The following is a 16,617-nucleotide window of genomic DNA, read 5'->3' as shown; positions in this document are numbered from 1 at the left end:
TCAGGTTAGCCGACAAACGATTCATTTAAACATTGTTGCCAGTGTCTATCGAGACATAATACGGGAAAAGCGGGCAGAATTTCTGGCTGCGACTGGTTGACAAATTGTGCAATAGACGGTTTAATAGAATGTAATAAGAATTGTTTCTGAAGGGGAGTAGCTGCACAATACAAGTCGTCAATACGAGATCGTCTATCTCCGGCTTGATTGGCAACGAACGTTGTTAGCGAGACCTTTACCATGCTGGTAAGGGTCTTTTTTTGGTCCTTGCCTATGGGCGGGGCTATTTTTTATGGGTTTTGGCAGCCGGCAATGGGTCCCGCCCCCAACCATACCACGAGGGGGAAAATCAGTGGAAACGTCATTAGTGATCGAGTATTTATGGGTCCTGGTTGTCCTGATTGGTCTGGAAGGGCTGCTTGCTGCTGATAACGCATTGGTTCTGGCCATTATGGTTAAGCACCTTTCGCCAAAAGATCGGAAAAAGGCTTTGTTCTACGGACTTGCCGGGGCATTTGTCCTGCGGTTTGGTTCCTTGTATATTATTTCGTTTCTTGTCGATGTCTGGGAGATACAAGCCTTGGGTGCTATCTATCTGCTTGTTATTTCCGGCAAAAATTTATATGATGTATGGACAGGTCGTGCAGGTACTGATGAAACGGACGTCAAACCGGCCAAAAATGGGAGTGGTTTTTGGCTGACGGTTGTTAAAATTGAGTTTGCGGATCTGGCATTTGCTGTCGATTCGATTTTGGCTGCTGTGGCTCTTGCGGTGGCTTTGCCGGAGACCTCATGGCCGCAGATCGGCAGTCTTGACGGGGCACAATTTGCCGTTGTGTTCGCCGGCGGGATGATTGGTCTGATTATTATGCGGTTTGCCGCGAACCTGTTTGTGGATTTGTTAAACAAACGGCCTGGTCTGGAAATTGCCGCATTTGTGATTGTAGGCTGGGTTGGTGTGAAGTTATCGGTGCTGGTGCTGGCTCATGAGGAGATTGGGCTGATACCGCACGCATTTCCGCAGTCAGCAGTCTGGAAGCTTATCTTTTATACGGTGCTGGTTGCGACTGCCGTTATCGGCTGGTTCTCTTCGGGGCAGAAGACGTCAGAACCGCCGCAGCAGACCTTTTCTGAACAAAGGGGTGATGACTAGATGGCTGTAAGGCTAAAACGTATTTATGATCAGGCAGAGCAGGATGATGGTCTTCGTGTTTTGGTTGACCGGGTCTGGCCAAGAGGCGTGGCCAAAGATAAAGCGCAGCTGGATCATTGGCTAAAAAGTATTGGGCCGTCCAAAGAATTGCGCCAATGGTTCGGGCATGATCCGGAAAAATACATGACATTTAAAGAGCGCTATGAGAATGAACTGAAGGAAGGAAGTCAGCATGAAGCGTGGGAGCAGCTGAAAGACCTGGCTGATGGGACGAAACAGCTGACTTTGCTGTTTGCCTCCAAGGATGAGGAACATAATCAGGCCAGAGTGCTCAAGGAGCTGTTGGACAAGTCTTAACAGGACGATAACGGAGCAGCTCTTGCGGCACTGGCCGCAATATTTTAACCTGAGGTGATTGTATGGCACAGCATCATTTTCATTTGCAGGCAGACTGGCCGGGCGGGCGAGACAGTACGGGTCAGATTGATGCCGGCAACCTGAAGACCTCCATTTCGATTCCGCCGGAGATGGATGGACCTGGCGTCGGGACGAATCCGGATGAGATGCTTTTGGGGGCTGCTGCGACGTGTTACGTTATTACACTGGCAGCGATGATTGAACGCGCGGAGCTCCCGCTTAAAGAGATGTCGCTGGATTCAGAAGGCATTGTCGACGTTACCAATGGTGTCATGACGTATGACAAAATTATTCACAGACCTTATGCAGCCCTCAAGGATGGTGCCGGCGATGCGGATTACCAGAAGCTGCATAAACTGGTTGAAAAAGCTGAATCAAGCTGTATGATTTCCCGTGCCATCAAGGGCAATGTCGCTATCGAACTGCAGCCGACGATTCAATAAGACTCAATGCAGCGTTCACAGTGTTTAGCAGACATGAGCACATGACCGCTGCGGGAAAATGCTGGGCTTTCCGGGGGCAGCTGGCAAGCCTCCTCGGCCTGTCGGCCTGCGGGGTCTTGCCTATGCCTTTGCTCCCCCAGGAGTCTTCGCATTTTCCCTTCGCTTTATTTAGTGACTAAATTCAGATAATTAGCTTGGGAGGCAGTCTCAGGCTTTTTTAGTGTGCTGTGGTATTTTTGTCTGAAATATTAATGTGGCCGTGCTTATTATGTTACGATGAAAGGAGTTGAAGGATCGGAATGATAGGAGGGCTGAGCATGCCTGTTTGTGACAACTGCGGATCCAGCTGGACGTGGGGGGCAGACATTTAAAAAGTCTTTCACACTGGATACGGGTATGGTTTGTCCATATTGTGGTGAGAAGCAATACGTGACACAGCGTTCCCGGAAGAAAAACGCATTGTATGCTTTTATAGCACCTGTCTTGCTGCTGCTTATTCTGTTCATTCTGATTTATTTAGGTGTTTATCCCAATTTAGTCGAATTATCTAATGAAGAGGAGCTTCCTTTTTAAATCTTCTTCTGATTGAGAGGTGCATGATGCTGAATATCAAAACGATTGACCGGGCTTTATTAGCGGGTCTTGCGGCTGGAATTGCTGCGTTTATAATGGCGTTTTTCTTTCCGGATACGAGTAAATTCATATCTATCATTATCGGTGCGCTGGCAGCGTGCGCCGGCTATATGATTGGTGATAAATTGTTTGCAGGAGACGATCAGACCAAGGGACGTTAGCTGCCATTCAGGAAAATCGCACTGATAACGTCTACTTCCTGATCAGACTTAAAACGTTAGCCAGCACCTGTGCGTCACCTGCTGCAAAGTATCCTGCAAACGGACAGCCAATGGTTTGTACGCGTTCAACTGCATTATCAATCTGGAACTCATCAGGTCTCAAATCATCTGTGAGCTCCTCCCAGAAAAGAGGCGCGGCAACTGTGGCATCTTCGCGTTTTCTCGGTGAGTAGGGCGCAACGATGGTTTTGCCTTCCGCGTGCTGCAGGTAATCGATATACAGCCGCCCGCCACGCTTAGCCTTTAACCGCTCTGTTGTAAATAAATCCGGATAGCTGTTTTCCAGCGTCCAGGCCACCGCCTGCGTCAGAACACCTGTCTCCTCATAAGTCAAACTGTCAGACGGCAGAGGAATATGCACCTGCAAGCCTTTCCCGCCCGATGTTTTCAAAAACGACACAAGCTGCAGATCATCCAATACCTGCTTTAATAAACGCGCTGCTTGGATGGCAAGGGTAAATTGCTCACGTCCAGGCGGGTCCAGATCAAATACAATTTCACGCGGTTTAACCTGATCCGCTGTCTGAAATGGAATGTGATATTCCAGCGCGCCCTGATTAGCGAGCCATATAAGCGCGTCTGTCGTATTGCAGACAAAACGTTTGTCCCCATCGTGTGTGATCCCTTTGAGAAAGTCCGGTGCGTCGTCAGGCCGGCTTTTTTGAAAAAAAGATTCACCCTGAACGCCGTCCGGACAACGGATGATTGTCAGCAGACGTTCACGAAGAAACGGCAGCATATAAGGCGCGATGTTTCGCATATACACCAGCAAGTCACCTTTCGCCAGGTCCGCACGCGGCCAAAATGCTTTCGCGGTATGCGTGACGTCAACTGCTTCTGGAAACATAGCCAGATCGAGCTGTGCCTGATGCCATGTGCATGAGGAAGCTGATTTCTCCGGTGTGAGACGGCGGAAATGCGGCTCTCGCAGCTCACCGCTGAGTAAATCCAATGTATGTATCGACGCACAGACTGCCGGCGGGAGCTCATAGCCCTCAGCGACCTGTCTTCCCTTTGTCCGGAATACGTCTTTTAGCGTACGCCATGTTTCCTCATCCAGTCCGTGTTTCACTTTTCCCAGTTCGACAATTTCCCCATTTTTATAAACAGCTGCGGTGACATAATCATTTTCCGGGTTGAAACGGGTCAAAAATGCCGCAATGGTTCGCCAATTTTTGATTTTAAACCAATCATGATGTTTTTCCCAGGCTGATACAGGCTATCACGCTGTTTGGCGACCAGTCCCTCACCCTTAGACGTCACAAGAGTCTGCCACAGGGCATGCGCATCCGTCGTGCAAGCAATATATTGCAGACGCTCTCCCAGCTGGTTCGTGTTGCCAAAAACCAGGGCCAGCTCGTGTTTACGCTGGGCAAATGGCTGGCCTTGACGTGAACTGCCGGCAGACGCCAAAAGATCAAACACCATAAAGCTCGCTGGATGCGCGGCAGCCTGTTCGTTAATCTTTTCTGTGTCCTGCAAGCGGCTGCGTTTCTGTATTAGCGCAAAGTTGGCCTGGTATGTGTGATTTAAGATAGCTAGTTCGCCGTCCAGTTCCAGAGGCAAATACGATTGGACGTGCGATTGCTCGGACCGGCACGCGTCAATAATCTCTGGGAATTTGCCACTTAAATCAGTTCCGTTGCGGCTGGTCAGCTGAACTGAATCATTTGTCCAGGTCAAAACACAGCGGAAACCATCATATTTCACTTCGTAAACCCAGGTCTCTCCGGAAGGTATCGTTTCACACATAATCGGCTGCATTAATGTCACGTTAAACACCTCTATGGGTAATTTGCCCTGAAGCTGGATAAATACACGTTCCAGAAGCCAAACTAACCGCCCAAAGGAGGATTTGCTATGCATACGATGTGGAAAGGGACCATCAGTTTCGGACTCGTGAATATCCCGGTGAAAATGCATGCGGCAACGGAAAATAAAGATATTCGGCTGCGTAATCTGCATAAAGAATGCCGAACTCCGATTAAATACGAGAAAGTATGCCCGAATTGTGATCGTGAAGTGACCAATGATGAGATCGTTAAAGCCTATGAATATGCCAAGAATAAATTTGTCGTGCTTGATGATGACGAACTGGCCGAACTCAAGAAAGAGCAGGCCGATAAGGCTGTGCAGATCATGGATTTTGTTGACATGGAAGAAATTGATCCGATCTATTTTGAGAAAAGCTACTATCTGTCGCCCAATGAGGGCGGGGCAAAATCCTATGGTCTGCTGCGGGAAGCGCTCGAGGATTCCGGTAAAATTGGCATTGCCAAGATCATGATCCGCTCCAAAGAACAGCTGGCGGTTATCCGGATTTATCAGAACACGCTTGTGGTGGAGACGATCCATTATCCGGATGAAGTCCGCGATGTGAAGGATGTGCCAAACGTGCCAGCTGAAAGCAATAATGACGCTAAGGAATTGGAAACAGCGAAGTTGCTGGTTGATGAGCTCTCGGCCGAATTTGATCCGGACAAATATCATGATACGTATCGGGAGGCTCTCATGGAGCTGATCGAAGCGAAAAAAGAAGGGGAAGAGGTCACGACAGCCGAAGATAAAGCCAAGCCGGATAATGTCACCAACTTAATGGATGCTCTGGAGAAATCGGTAGAACGTGCTCAAAAAGATGATGAGCCGCAGCCCAAACGAAAAATTGCACCTAAAGAAAAGAAAAAAATGGCGAAATAGCTTGTGTTTATAACGGATTTTTTTATGTCAGACGTGGCAAAATCAAAGCAAATTTATCATTCCAGTTACAAATGCTAACAACCTGATGAAATCAGTGCTCAGCGGTCGTAAGAATAAGTTAAAAGAGATATAGTGGAGAGTGACATCATAGGAATTTTGCATGTAAAGGGATGAGAAAAATGGCTAAAAGGGAAAGAAATCCGTATTTTGACAATGCCAGACTGGTCCTGATTTTTCTGGTCGTGTTTGGCCACCTTATTCAGCCATTCACGAGTGAATCCTCGGGTGTCAACACACTTTATCTCTGGATTTATACATTTCACATGCCGGCATTCATATTTTTGGCCGGTTTTTTTGCGAAAGGATCAGGATCCATCCGTGACATTATAAAATTAGCTAAAAAATTACTGGTGCCTTACTTGATTTTCCAGGTTATCTATACAGGGTATTACTTTTTGATTGGCAAAGATGGCTGGGAATTTGAGATGTTTTATCCGCACTGGGCTTTATGGTTTTTATTCAGTTTATTCAGCTGGCATATGCTTTTGATCGCGTTTAAACGAGTGCCTGCTGCTATGGGGCTGGCCATAACGGTTGGCATCGGGCTGATTGTCGGTTACTTTGGCGACATCGGACATTCATTCAGCCTCTCACGCACGTTTGTCTTTTTCCCATTTTTCCTGCTGGGGTACTTGGTGACGCAAAACCAGCTGGAATGGCTGAAACATATCCAGTTTAAAGCAGCTGCTGTTATTGTGATGCTTGCTGTTGCAGTTGGCATTTACTATGCGCCGGATTTTAATACAGGCTGGCTGCTCGCATCCAAGTCCTACAGCAGTCTGGGACTTCCGGAATATGGTATTATCGCAAGACTGCTTGTCTATGTCACATCGTTTGCGATGGCCGCAAGCTTTTTGGCGTGGATGCCACAGAAACACTATCCGCTGACGGTGTTTGGGACGCAAACCATTTATGTTTATTTATTGCATGGCTTTTTCGTGCAGTTTTTCCGGCAGGCGGATTTGTTTGCTGTGAATCATTTGGTCGATGTGCTGGGGCTGGCTGTTCTGGCAGCGCTCATTGTCTTCGCTCTCTCCAGCAGGCCGGTGCGCAGTATTTGGCAGCCGTTTGTTGAAGCAAAGGTCTCCATCCTGAAAGAAAAATTAAAACACCATGGGCGAAGAAGACGTATCAGTGCGTGAGACAACGGGGAACAGCGGACTGGTGAGCCGCCTTGGGGTCTCATCTATGTCTCTGTTCCTCGCAGGAGTCCTTAGAGTCGATAACCTAAGCTGGGTTACCACCATTGTGAGGCCGCGGGTTATTTAAAAGATCATGTGTGCAATCAGTGTAATGATCGGCAGCGTAATAAGGGTCCGCAGCAAAAAGATAATTACGAGATCCTTCATCGATACCGGAACTTTGGAGCCAAGCAAAAGTCCGCCGACTTCGGACAAGTAAACTAATTGTGTGACAGACAGCGCGCCGACAATAAACCGGGTGATTTCCGCTTTGATTGAGGCACCGATAACCGCGGGCAGGAACATATCCGTAAACCCGACTAACATCGTTTCGGACGCTTCTTTGGCGTAAGGCACCTGCATTAACTCCAAGAGCGGAATGAATGGCATGCCAAGCCAGCTGAACACAGGTGTATATTCCGCGAGAACCAGAGCGATCATTCCGAACGCCATGACAATTGGGGCAACCCCCATCCACATATCCAGGACATTCTGGCTGCCCTGTTTAAAAAACTGATAGATGCTTGTTTCCTGACGGGCTCTGTCTACCGCTTTTTTGTAGCCAAACGTTAAGCTGTTGTAGCCTTCCGGAATTTGTTCATTAATACCTGTTGAGGACGTATTAATATATGTGTCGTCTTTCCAGGACAGCGGCGGGATCCGCGGCATGATCAGGGCTGCGACAAATCCGGCGGCAATGACCGTCAAATAAAACGGCACAAACATGTGACCAAGGCCGACTTCACTGATGACGACCAGTGTAAATGTAATCGATACGAGTGAAAACGTCGTCCCGATAACGGCTGCCTCGCGTTTTGTGTAGTGGCCATCTTCATACTGCTTGCTTGTCATCAAAACGCCGATCGTCCCGTCGCCTACCCATGATGCAAGCGCATCAATCGAGGAGCGGCCGGGCAGTTTGAACAGTGGACGCATAATCTTGGTCATCAGGGTGCCGAAGAAATCCAAAAGGCCGTAATTCATCAGCAGCGGTAAAAACAAACCGGCAAATAAAAAGACGGCAAACAGGGTATGCAGCAAACTACCGAGCAATTTCCCACCTGTGTCGGGACCGTAAATCGCTTCGGGCCCCAGCTGAAAATACACCATGACCGCAAAGATAGCAGCAGCAACCCGTGTGATTGTCCAAAACAGGCTTTCGTAAAACAGTTTATGGAAGAAAGGTGTCCTCGCAAAGGCATTCGGCCCCATGATTCTTGCAAAAACGGTGAGAACAGCCGTCAGCACAATAATCACCATCATAATAGCCGAAAGTTCGCCACTCAGCCAATCCTGCAGCCAATTTGCGAGAACAGCAATGGGAATAGTCATCCCGTCCTCAGTGCTGACCGGTGTTATAAACATGAACACGCCAAGTAATGACGGAATAATAAATCGGAGGCGATCACCTATCGTATATGCGTTCTTCCCCATTGTTCCCCCTCCTCGATGTTCGTCTTTTTTCTATTATAAACGAATACAAGACCCTTGACTAGACAAAACATGACACGATTTTCGGCATTTTTTGAATTGTGAAGCATAAAGCCCAGACTGTATGGTTCTTGTAGAAAGTTTAACAGCATACGTTTAAATGGAGACAATAGCGGGAAAATACCTGTAAAGGATTATCCGTCACTGAGTACTGATCGGATGCCTGGTGATTTATTCATTGCAATCGTATGCTTGTTTAAAATCAATACGCCTAAGGAGTGGTGACGATGAGCGATTTCTTAAAAAAGGGCTTTTTACTTGGATTAGGAGCAGCTGTCTCCGGCAAAGAAAAAGTGACTAATAAACTGGACGAAATGGTGGAAAAAAATGAGCTGACTCAGGAGCAGGCAAGAAGTTTTATGCGTGACATTATTGATAAAGGTGAAACGAAAACGGATGAATGGAGCAGCAAGCAGTTTGAGCAGACGCAGCATATGGCGAAAGATCTCGGGATCGCAACGCAAGAAGAAGTCAATGAACTGCGGACACGCCTTGCTGACTTAGAGCGGCAGACGCAGACTGATAAGGAACACTGAAGCGGCTGAGGATTTTGGCGATAATCCGCAGATTTTGCTAATTTGCACGATTTTCTTGATTCCTTGGATGACGGGACGTATAATGTAAATAATTAAGCGTCATCACAGGGGGAGTGCTAAGCGTTATGGAAAGCTTTTCACAGTTTAGAACAGAGACGGAAGAGCAGCTTGGACGAAGGCTCGATGATCAGGAAACGGCTTTTCTGTGCTGGGTTTATAAACGCTATAAAGCGGAAAAAACGATGTCGCATTAATCTGTGATAGATGAGGGTGAACGGAAAGTCTTGGCACAAACCAAGGCTTTTTGTATGTGGTAAATAAAGGTGTGTTACACTGGGATGGCATTGGACAAGTGGTCATCAAGGCAAAAAGGAGACGTTAGCATGGCAGTGGAAACCAGAACGATTCTGCAGAAAATCCAGCGTGAGTTAACAAGTGCTCAGCAGACAATCGCTGATGAAAAAACGATGAAAAAGCACCTTGAAAGCATTCAGGTGCTCTCGGAATTATTGCTGGACGAGACGCCTGAATCATCTTCATCCGCATCACCTGCAGCATCCAGCCGCGATGTGAACACGGCAGAGGTGAAAGCGATGATGGGCAATCAATCCTCTGAATCCAAGTCCCAGCGTACCACTGCCCCCGACGATCATGATGGTGCGAATGGCGATTCTCTATTTGATTTTTAAATGAAAACGGACGCGAAAGGAGAGTTAAGATGAAATTATTCCTTGTTATTGGTGCTATTAATGGCTTTATAGCTGTGGCACTCGGTGCATTTGGCGCCCATGGGCTGGAAGGGCGTTTATCGGAAAAGGCCCTGGCGACTTGGGAAAAAGCGGTAAACTATCAAATGTTTCACACGATGGCGCTGCTTGTTACAGGGCTCGTTTTCGCTAAGATTCAAAGCATGGGCTTATTATGGGCTGGCTGGCTGTTTTTAATAGGTATCATTCTATTTTCCGGCAGCCTGTACCTTTATTCCACCACCGGGGTCAAAACGTTTGCGATGGTTACACCAATTGGCGGTGTCGCCTTTTTGGCCGCCTGGGCACTGCTTGGGTATGCGGTCGTGAAGTATTTATAAAGGGTGAAGTGGCACCCCATTGTTGATATGTTTACAGCCGGAAGAAAAGTGCCGTTATCAGCAGCACGAGCACTCCGGCTTTAATGAATTGTTTGATGCCTTCAGGGGTTTTATTGATATGGAGGTAGAAGAGGCCTTCACTCAGGATGCTGAATGCCAGCAAAAATAAACAGAACAGGATCATAACAGGGTAGCCCTTGAAAATAGCAATGGGACCAATGATCCCAGCAAGGGCCAAGCTTATCATTTCCATGCGTCTGTCATTTTCATATGGATTTCGCATACTGATTCCCCTTTACGGGTCAAAATCTAAAAGCGCCCGTTCAGCTGCGGGCGCTTCACCTGATGTCAGGCCATCACCGCCAGACCGGCTATAATGACTTATGCTCTATGGCGTCATGCTGAGTCCGGCGCGGCTGCTATACGTTCGTTACGTTTCCCTAGCGGTGCCTGGCGTCATTTGCGAAAGGTTGCTGTAAGGATATTGGTAATTCAGCACTTCATCAAATGTGACATAATCAAGATAGACCATAAGCAGTAAGTAGCGTTTCCCTGTATCCTGGTCACTTAGAATGATATGGTCACGTCCTGCCGCTTCAATCTGTCCGCGGAACACTTTAGCGTTCCATTCCTCATTGTTTTCAAATGTCATATATACGGTTGCTGTTTTTCCATAGTTCATACGTAAAATATTTTCGATGTATGATTGTTCCATTGGCATCTGATTACCCTGACTTTGCTGCGGCGGGCTCACCGGTGTTTGCTGCTGCTGTGGGTATTGCTGCTGGTATTGAGGCATCTGTTGTTGGTACTGCGGCATTTGCTGCTGATATTGAGGCATCTGTTGTTGGTACTGCGGCATTTGCTGCTGGTACTGAGAATACTGCTGATACTGCGGCATTTGCTGCTGATATTGAGGCATCTGTTGTTGGTACTGCGGCATTTGCTGCTGATACTGAGAATACTGCTGGTACTGCGGCATTTGTTGCTGATATTGCGGATACTGCTGGTATGGCATCATTTGCTGCGGATACTGAGGATATTGCTGGCACGGTGTCATCTGCTGCGGATATTGCGGATACGATGGCATTTGTTGCTGGTGTTGCGGGTATTGCTGGTATGATGGCGTCTGCTGCTGATATTTAGAATGCTGCTGATATTTAGAATGCTGCTGGTATTGCGGTTGCTGCGCTTGCTGCTGGTAATGAGCGGAATAGTTCGGCTGTGCCGGCTGCGTTGACTTCGAGCTGGACGGATAGGTCTGATGGGACTGTGATGTCTGATACTTGTTGTTATTATCTTTCTCACTCATCAAAAAACCTCCTCTATTTTAAATGAATCACCCTTAAGCGTTTGCTGCACTTCAAATGTTTTAGTAACTAACCCTCCACTTCTTTCAGCTTTTGTTCGGCTCCGCTAACTATATATATGAGGGGCAGACATAAATGATGACAGAAGTGCAGAAAAAGTAGGCTGACGTGCGTTCAGCATCCTAAGAGGAGTTCTGAGCAAAAAAAGAGACCAGCTTATCACCGGTCTCGTACAAGGTACATTCAGGTTTTTTAAACACTTAAATAAGTATCAATCGCATCTTTTGTTAAACGATTGCCGACGAAAAATTCACCGAATTCACCATAAAGGGCGGTTACGTCATCGAAGCGCATTTGATAAACGAGTTTTTTCAGCTGCAGTGCGTCATGAGCGAACAGGGTGACGCCCCACTCCCAGTCATCGAATCCGATGGAACCGGTAATGAACTGTTTGATCACACCTGCATACTGCCGACCGGTTTTCGAATGCTCATACATCAGTCGTGCACGCTCTTTGAAGTCAAGCGCGTACCAGTTTTCATTGCCTGATCGACGTTTATTCATCGGATAGAAGCACATGTGCTCCCATTTCGGCAAAATGGGATAGAGCCGTTCCCGTACTTTGGGATCTTCAGGTGAGTTCGTCCCGCTGTACTGTGACATTTCGATAACGGACACGTATGAATAGGCCGGGAGCAGGAACTCAGCAAATTTAGATTTGTTGAACGCTGTTTCAAGATCAGTGAGTTCATTCATTGTTGGGCGCAGAAACATGAACATCAAGTCCGCTTTTTGGCCAACGACCTGGTAGAGCACGTGGCTGCCTTTTTCCGCAGCTTCTGTTTCTTCCCATTTTGTCAGCAGACTTTTGAATTCATTGATAGCTTCCTGGCGCTCGTCAGCAGAAGCCTTTTTCCAGGACGTCCAGTCAATTGTCCGCATGTCGTGAAGTGCATACCAGCCGTCAATTGTTGTAACTGCTTCAGCTGCCATAAACAATCTCTCCTTTTTGTGCTAAAATAGCAGGGGATTCAATCTTTGTGCAGCCGAGCTGCCGCAAAGTTCAAGCAACGATAAGACGTGCAGCCGGCTGTCTGGATATATGCTAACTATACCATATTTGGACTGTAATAAACATGGCGTGATAGGCTTGTCATCCTTCTGTCAATAATGGATGACGATCACGTGACAGCTAGTTACAGATCACGCTTTGTCACTTAATATCGCAAATGGAGGTGTTGTAAGATGAGTCAGCTTTTTGACCAGATAACGGACCAGTTAACGAATGCTGATCGAACGATCGTCTTTCCTGAGGGTGAGGATGAACGGATTCTGACAGCCGCCAGCCAGCTCGCTGCTGCCAATATCGTGACACCGGTTTTGCTTGGTGACGAACAGGCCATTCAGCAAAAGGCCCAGGCGGCTGATGTCGATGTGTCTGTATGCCGCATCATCAATCCGCGTGCGTATGCCGCATTTGACGAGATGGTTAAGGCGTTTGTCGAGCGCCGCAAGGGTAAGGTAACCGATACTGAAGCGCGGGAGATGCTTTTGGACGCGAATTATTTCGGTACCATGCTCGTTTATTTGAATAAAGCAGATGGCCTTGTCAGCGGTGCGGTTCATTCGACAGCTGAAACGGTCAGACCAGCACTGCAGATCATCAAAACAAAACCAGGCGTGAACAAGACATCCGGTGCATTTATCATGGTGCGCCAGAATGAAAAATATGTATTTGCCGACTGTGCGATTAACACAAGTCTTGACAGCCAGGACTTAGCAGAAATTGCTGTAGAAAGTGCGAAGACCGGCGAATTGTTCGGAATTGACCCAAGGGTTGCTATGCTCAGCTTTTCTACGAAAGGCTCTGCCCAATCCGAAGAAACAGAAAAAGTCGTCGATGCACTTGAGGCAGCTAAGGCTAAGGACCCCGAGCTCGTAATCGATGGTGAATTCCAGTTTGATGCCGCGTTTGTTCCGAGTGTGGCTTCCAAAAAAGCACCTGATGCAACGATCAAAGGTGATGCCAATGTCTTTGTTTTTCCGAGTCTCGAAGCCGGCAATATCGGTTACAAGATTGCGCAGCGTCTTGGGGAATTCGATGCCGTCGGTCCGATTCTGCAGGGGCTGAATCAACCCGTTAATGATCTGTCCCGCGGCTGCAGCGCCGAAGATGTCTACAATTTGGCTTTAATCACGGCTGCCCAGGCATGAATAAGGTGAGCGGCTGGGACAAAACGAAAGCGAATACCTCAAGCGTCGAACGATGCTCCGATTCAGCGGAGGAAAAGACGGAGACTCCTGCGGGAGCAAAGGATAGGTGAGACCCCGGAGCGCGCCAGCGCTTCGGAGGCTCACCAGCCGCCCGCGGAGAAGATGTCTTTCTCCGGAGCGGTTCAGTCACGCAAGTGGTTCGTACTTTTATCCCAGCCTCTTTTAAATGGGGATCGAATTGATCATGGTGCGGTGAAAATCGCGCGAGCAGCAGCAAATATCGCGCGAGCATAGCACCGAATCGCGCGAGGTGAAGCAATCCGGCTCAGTCAAAGGATCAGTGCGGCTCACTGCATCGCCGCTACGTCTTCGTTTCGCTTCATCATTTGTTTATACCGCTTCTCAAACTGCGTGAGCTCCTCTTCGGAAATATCATCTGTTACAACCTGTTCGCTCACTTCGTCTAACACATGCAGGACGCGCCGTTTAATGTCGCCGACGCGCAAATCCCTGCCGAGCAGCTGCGACAATGAGGCCATCACGGAAGGATCGATATCCGGGTAGGTAAAACGTGTTGCTTCGTCTTTTCCTGCCGCGTCATAAAAATCCCGCACAAGCTTCGCGCGTTCCTGACTGCTGCCTTCTACATCCAGATAAATCTGGACCGACGCGCCATTTTTGACTCGGCGCTGGGAAATACCGGCGAATTTCCGTCCGTTAATACTCAGATCATAATCGCCGGGGCAATAGGAACGGGCAATTTCATAAGCTTCGATCTCGTCCGTTAAATCAGCCAGTACATAACGGATGAAGCTTACCATGGCTTCATAGCAGTCATAGATGGAGATGTGCCGGACATCCGGTAGGACGAGTGATATGTTCAGAACACCGGCGTCCAGTGCCACAGCCAGGCCGCCGGAATTACGAACGACAGCCGGATACCCGCGCTTATGCAGCAGATGAATGCCTTTTTCCAGATAAGGCAGTTTTGTATCGGTAATGCCGAGAACGATTGTATCCGGATGCACCCAAAGCCGGAGGGCCGGCACCTTTTCTTTGCTTCCGGGAAACAATGCCAGGGCATCATCGACAGCAAATGAGGTCAGTGCGGTATACGCTATATCATGGAAATAATTTTTTTCTGTGTGGTCGAAGAGGCGAAACTGACTGTGTGTGACCACATCCCGCCAATTTTTCATAAATGTCACCTTTACTTAAGTCTTTTATCTCTAGCATAACTCATATATAATAGATTATAACATTGTCGAGCAGGAACGGGTGGAATGAATGCCGTATAAAGACGAGCAATTACATGAAGAAAAAGTATTTAAAGATCCGGTGCACCGGTATGTGCATGTCCAGGACCGCGTGATCTGGGATCTGATTGCCACACCGGAATTTCAGCGGCTGCGGCGCATTAAGCAGCTGGGAACGTCTTACTTAACGTTCCATGGTGCTGAGCACAGCCGGTTCAGCCATTCACTTGGCGTTTATGAGATTGTCCGGCGTATTATCGGCAATTTCACAGACCGCGAGCACTGGGATAATGGGGAGCGTCTGCTCTGTCTCTGTGCAGCTCTTCTGCATGATTTGGGGCACGGGCCGTTTTCGCACTCGTTTGAGAAAGTTTTTAAACTGGATCACGAATATTTTACCCAGCAAATTATTCGCGGTGATACACAGGTGCACACCATTCTTGAACAGGCTGAGCCAGGTTTTGCGCAGAAGGTTGCGGATGTGATTGACAAGACGTATGAAGATCAGCTGGTTGTCAGCCTGATTTCCAGTCAGATCGATGCTGACCGGATGGATTATTTGCAGCGTGATGCTTATTTTACGGGCGTAAGCTATGGTCACTTCGATATGGAGCGGATTCTGCGCGTGATGCGCCCGAGAGAGGATCAGGCAGTGATCAAATACACGGGCATGCATGCGGTGGAGGACTACATCATGAGCCGCTATCAGATGTACTGGCAAGTTTATTTTCACCCGGTCACGAGAAGTGCGGAAGTCATTTTGTCCAAGATTCTTCACCGCGCCAAGTATTTGTATGAGAACCAGTATACATTTAAACTCGAGCCATTTCATTTTGTCGCGTTTTTTAATGAACGTCCGACGTTGGACGATTATTTAAAGCTTGATGAAGCCGTTGTGTTTTATTACTTTCATTTGTGGCAGGAAGAAGACGATGCGGTACTGCGCGATCTGTGCGAACGGTTTATGAACCGGCGGCTGTTTAAATACATTGAATTTAATCCGAACCAGCAAATGAAGGATTATCAGGAATTGTACAGACTGTTTCAGGAGACGGGTATTGATCCTGATTATTACCTTGTGGTTGATTCCTCTTCGGACCTGCCGTATGACTTTTACCGTCCGGGTGAAGAGGAAGAGCGTCTGCCGATTAATCTGCTGATGTCGGATGGCAGTTTGAGAGAACTGTCGCGGCAGTCGGATATTGTTGATGCGATTTCCGGGAAAAAACGGACCGATCATAAGCTGTATTTTCCGGAAGATGATTTGCGCTCCCTTGACGATGGTCCGGTCAAACAGCGAATTATGGAACTTTTACACCTTGATGAGCCATGGAAAGGAGCGAGGAACCATGCTGACTGATCATGCCAGATTGATGCAATTTTTTGCGGCGGCCAGTGCGGTCACCGGCCGAAAGAAACTGCAGAAAATGATCTATATCCTGCAAAAATGTGATGTGCCGTTTCAGGAAAAATATCAATTTCACTTTTATGGCCCTTATTCGGAGGAGCTTTCCCTCAGAGTTGAGGAATTATGCAATCTTGGATTTATTACGGAGGAAAAGCAGACGAAAAGCAGCTATGTTCAATATCATTATGAAATGACCGAAGACGGTGAAGCCTTTTTGCAGCAGTTTCCGGCGTCGATGCCGGATATGGCTGAGCCTATTGCTCAGTTGAAACAGCAAAGTTCGCGGTTTTTGGAGCTTGTCTCCACAATCCTTTATTTTGAAGGGCTGCCGGCGGATGAGGTCGCGGGCAAAGTGCATGCTGTTAAACCCAAACAAAACTACACGAATGACGAAATTAATGAAGCATTCCGCTTTATCCGTGAGATCAGGCCGCTGCAATAAGCTTTGGCCGAAAGGTGTTCACATGATATGCTGACATGTGAACCAACATTTAACAGGAGGGTTCTTGC

Annotated in this window: 21 protein-coding genes; 14 read left to right on the top strand and 7 right to left on the bottom strand. The window is 47.7% G+C overall.

Features of this window, described 5'->3' with window-relative positions:
- Positions 1–352: 352 nt before the first annotated feature.
- The 5 genes from ACZ444_RS13685 (at position 353) to ACZ444_RS13665 (ending at position 2,807) form a co-directional block, all read left to right on the top strand.
- Entirely contained in the window at positions 353–1,153 is an 801-nt protein-coding gene (locus ACZ444_RS13685) for a TerC family protein (protein WP_382360414.1), read from the top strand.
- On the top strand, positions 1,154–1,510 hold the full coding sequence (locus ACZ444_RS13680) for a DUF488 domain-containing protein (protein WP_382360411.1): 357 nt from the start codon (positions 1,154–1,156) through the stop codon (positions 1,508–1,510). It abuts the gene before it with no gap.
- A gap of 62 nt (positions 1,511–1,572) precedes the next feature.
- A complete protein-coding gene (locus ACZ444_RS13675) occupies positions 1,573–2,013 on the top strand; it encodes an OsmC family protein (RefSeq protein ID WP_382360408.1) in 441 nt (146 codons plus the stop codon).
- Positions 2,014–2,340: 327 nt separating this feature from the next.
- Positions 2,341–2,586, top strand: a complete 246-nt coding sequence (locus tag ACZ444_RS13670; RefSeq protein WP_382360405.1) for a hypothetical protein — start codon at positions 2,341–2,343, stop codon at positions 2,584–2,586.
- 26 nt (positions 2,587–2,612) lie between these two features.
- Complete coding sequence (locus ACZ444_RS13665) at positions 2,613–2,807, top strand: hypothetical protein (protein WP_382360402.1); 195 nt, start codon at positions 2,613–2,615, stop codon at positions 2,805–2,807.
- Positions 2,808–2,838: 31 nt separating this feature from the next.
- Here ACZ444_RS13665 and ligD read toward each other — a convergent pair whose 3' ends face one another.
- Together ligD and ACZ444_RS13655 are read right to left on the bottom strand one after the other, a co-directional pair.
- Complete coding sequence (gene ligD, locus ACZ444_RS13660) at positions 2,839–4,017, bottom strand: DNA ligase D (protein ID WP_382360399.1); 1,179 nt, start codon at positions 4,015–4,017, stop codon at positions 2,839–2,841.
- Complete coding sequence (locus ACZ444_RS13655; protein WP_464433847.1) at positions 4,014–4,631, bottom strand: ATP-dependent DNA ligase; 618 nt, start codon at positions 4,629–4,631, stop codon at positions 4,014–4,016. The genes ligD and ACZ444_RS13655 overlap by 4 nt, the downstream gene beginning before the upstream one ends.
- 96 nt (positions 4,632–4,727) lie before the next feature.
- Here ACZ444_RS13655 and ku point away from each other — a divergent pair, with 96 nt between their 5' ends.
- Both ku and ACZ444_RS13645 read left to right on the top strand, forming a co-directional pair.
- Positions 4,728–5,564, top strand: coding sequence for a non-homologous end joining protein Ku (gene ku / locus ACZ444_RS13650; RefSeq protein WP_382360393.1), 837 nt, complete (start codon positions 4,728–4,730; stop codon positions 5,562–5,564).
- Between the two features lie 179 nt (positions 5,565–5,743).
- A complete protein-coding gene (locus tag ACZ444_RS13645; RefSeq protein WP_382360390.1) occupies positions 5,744–6,766 on the top strand; it encodes an acyltransferase family protein in 1,023 nt (340 codons plus the stop codon).
- A 123-nt stretch (positions 6,767–6,889) separates the two neighbouring features.
- Here ACZ444_RS13645 and ACZ444_RS13640 read toward each other — a convergent pair whose 3' ends face one another.
- Positions 6,890–8,239 carry a YjiH family protein gene (locus ACZ444_RS13640; protein ID WP_382360387.1) on the bottom strand — a complete coding sequence of 450 codons (1,350 nt, stop codon included), beginning with the start codon at positions 8,237–8,239 and terminating at the stop codon, positions 6,890–6,892.
- A gap of 284 nt (positions 8,240–8,523) precedes the next feature.
- On the opposite strand from ACZ444_RS13640, the gene ACZ444_RS13635 reads away from it, so the two are divergent.
- The 4 genes from ACZ444_RS13635 to ACZ444_RS13620 all read left to right on the top strand — a co-directional run bounded on the left by ACZ444_RS13635 (position 8,524) and on the right by ACZ444_RS13620 (position 9,919).
- Positions 8,524–8,832, top strand: coding sequence for a phasin family protein (locus tag ACZ444_RS13635; RefSeq protein WP_382360384.1), 309 nt, complete (start codon positions 8,524–8,526; stop codon positions 8,830–8,832).
- Between the two features lie 125 nt (positions 8,833–8,957).
- The gene (locus ACZ444_RS13630; protein WP_382360381.1) at positions 8,958–9,086 is read left to right on the top strand and encodes a hypothetical protein; all 129 of its coding nucleotides are present in this window, start codon (positions 8,958–8,960) and stop codon (positions 9,084–9,086) included.
- Between the two features lie 129 nt (positions 9,087–9,215).
- Complete coding sequence (locus ACZ444_RS13625) at positions 9,216–9,521, top strand: YwdI family protein (RefSeq protein ID WP_382360378.1); 306 nt, start codon at positions 9,216–9,218, stop codon at positions 9,519–9,521.
- Positions 9,522–9,550: 29 nt separating this feature from the next.
- Positions 9,551–9,919, top strand: coding sequence for a DUF423 domain-containing protein (locus ACZ444_RS13620; RefSeq protein ID WP_382360375.1), 369 nt, complete (start codon positions 9,551–9,553; stop codon positions 9,917–9,919).
- Between the two features lie 31 nt (positions 9,920–9,950).
- Here ACZ444_RS13620 and ACZ444_RS13615 read toward each other — a convergent pair whose 3' ends face one another.
- From ACZ444_RS13615 to hemQ, 3 genes are all read right to left on the bottom strand, one after another.
- The gene (locus tag ACZ444_RS13615) at positions 9,951–10,202 is read right to left on the bottom strand and encodes a hypothetical protein (protein ID WP_382360372.1); all 252 of its coding nucleotides are present in this window, start codon (positions 10,200–10,202) and stop codon (positions 9,951–9,953) included.
- A 147-nt stretch (positions 10,203–10,349) separates the two neighbouring features.
- Entirely contained in the window at positions 10,350–10,841 is a 492-nt protein-coding gene (gene gerQ, locus ACZ444_RS13610) for a spore coat protein GerQ (RefSeq protein WP_382360574.1), read from the bottom strand.
- Between the two features lie 640 nt (positions 10,842–11,481).
- Entirely contained in the window at positions 11,482–12,222 is a 741-nt protein-coding gene (hemQ, locus tag ACZ444_RS13605; RefSeq protein ID WP_382360369.1) for a hydrogen peroxide-dependent heme synthase, read from the bottom strand.
- 252 nt (positions 12,223–12,474) lie between these two features.
- Between hemQ and pta the strand changes: the two genes are divergently transcribed.
- Positions 12,475–13,443, top strand: coding sequence for a phosphate acetyltransferase (gene pta, locus ACZ444_RS13600; RefSeq protein WP_382360366.1), 969 nt, complete (start codon positions 12,475–12,477; stop codon positions 13,441–13,443).
- A 347-nt stretch (positions 13,444–13,790) separates the two neighbouring features.
- Here the strand turns inward: pta and ACZ444_RS13595 are convergent, their stop codons facing one another.
- The gene (locus ACZ444_RS13595) at positions 13,791–14,642 is read right to left on the bottom strand and encodes a lipoate--protein ligase family protein (protein WP_382360363.1); all 852 of its coding nucleotides are present in this window, start codon (positions 14,640–14,642) and stop codon (positions 13,791–13,793) included.
- A gap of 88 nt (positions 14,643–14,730) precedes the next feature.
- Between ACZ444_RS13595 and ACZ444_RS13590 the strand changes: the two genes are divergently transcribed.
- On the top strand, positions 14,731–16,059 hold the full coding sequence (locus tag ACZ444_RS13590) for an HD domain-containing protein (RefSeq protein ID WP_382360360.1): 1,329 nt from the start codon (positions 14,731–14,733) through the stop codon (positions 16,057–16,059).
- The gene (locus ACZ444_RS13585) at positions 16,049–16,549 is read left to right on the top strand and encodes a YwgA family protein (RefSeq protein WP_382360357.1); all 501 of its coding nucleotides are present in this window, start codon (positions 16,049–16,051) and stop codon (positions 16,547–16,549) included. The genes ACZ444_RS13590 and ACZ444_RS13585 overlap by 11 nt, the downstream gene beginning before the upstream one ends.
- Positions 16,550–16,617 lie beyond the last annotated feature (68 nt).

It is taken from the genome of Lentibacillus kimchii (assembly GCF_055381965.1).
The sequence above is the reverse complement of the archived record's forward strand: the minus strand, read 5'-3'. Positions and strand labels throughout refer to the sequence as shown.

Excerpts from the sequence above, each read along its gene's own strand:
- ACZ444_RS13680 (WP_382360411.1), top strand. The coding sequence starts at position 1,154 with ATGGCTGTAAGGCTAAAACGTATTTATGATCAGGCAGAGCAGGATGAT.
- ACZ444_RS13675 (WP_382360408.1), top strand. The coding sequence starts at position 1,573 with ATGGCACAGCATCATTTTCATTTGCAGGCAGACTGGCCGGGCGGGCGA.
- ACZ444_RS13665 (WP_382360402.1), top strand. The coding sequence starts at position 2,613 with ATGCTGAATATCAAAACGATTGACCGGGCTTTATTAGCGGGTCTTGCG.
- ACZ444_RS13655 (WP_464433847.1), bottom strand. The coding sequence starts at position 4,631 with ATGCAGCCGATTATGTGTGAAACGATACCTTCCGGAGAGACCTGGGTT.
- ku (WP_382360393.1), top strand. The coding sequence starts at position 4,728 with ATGCATACGATGTGGAAAGGGACCATCAGTTTCGGACTCGTGAATATC.
- ACZ444_RS13645 (WP_382360390.1), top strand. The coding sequence starts at position 5,744 with ATGGCTAAAAGGGAAAGAAATCCGTATTTTGACAATGCCAGACTGGTC.
- ACZ444_RS13640 (WP_382360387.1), bottom strand. The coding sequence starts at position 8,239 with ATGGGGAAGAACGCATATACGATAGGTGATCGCCTCCGATTTATTATT.
- ACZ444_RS13635 (WP_382360384.1), top strand. The coding sequence starts at position 8,524 with ATGAGCGATTTCTTAAAAAAGGGCTTTTTACTTGGATTAGGAGCAGCT.
- ACZ444_RS13630 (WP_382360381.1), top strand. The coding sequence starts at position 8,958 with ATGGAAAGCTTTTCACAGTTTAGAACAGAGACGGAAGAGCAGCTTGGA.
- ACZ444_RS13625 (WP_382360378.1), top strand. The coding sequence starts at position 9,216 with ATGGCAGTGGAAACCAGAACGATTCTGCAGAAAATCCAGCGTGAGTTA.
- ACZ444_RS13620 (WP_382360375.1), top strand. The coding sequence starts at position 9,551 with ATGAAATTATTCCTTGTTATTGGTGCTATTAATGGCTTTATAGCTGTG.
- ACZ444_RS13615 (WP_382360372.1), bottom strand. The coding sequence starts at position 10,202 with ATGCGAAATCCATATGAAAATGACAGACGCATGGAAATGATAAGCTTG.
- gerQ (WP_382360574.1), bottom strand. The coding sequence starts at position 10,841 with ATGCCTCAATATCAGCAGCAAATGCCGCAGTATCAGCAGTATTCTCAG.
- hemQ (WP_382360369.1), bottom strand. The coding sequence starts at position 12,222 with ATGGCAGCTGAAGCAGTTACAACAATTGACGGCTGGTATGCACTTCAC.
- pta (WP_382360366.1), top strand. The coding sequence starts at position 12,475 with ATGAGTCAGCTTTTTGACCAGATAACGGACCAGTTAACGAATGCTGAT.
- ACZ444_RS13595 (WP_382360363.1), bottom strand. The coding sequence starts at position 14,642 with ATGAAAAATTGGCGGGATGTGGTCACACACAGTCAGTTTCGCCTCTTC.
- ACZ444_RS13590 (WP_382360360.1), top strand. The coding sequence starts at position 14,731 with ATGCCGTATAAAGACGAGCAATTACATGAAGAAAAAGTATTTAAAGAT.
- ACZ444_RS13585 (WP_382360357.1), top strand. The coding sequence starts at position 16,049 with ATGCTGACTGATCATGCCAGATTGATGCAATTTTTTGCGGCGGCCAGT.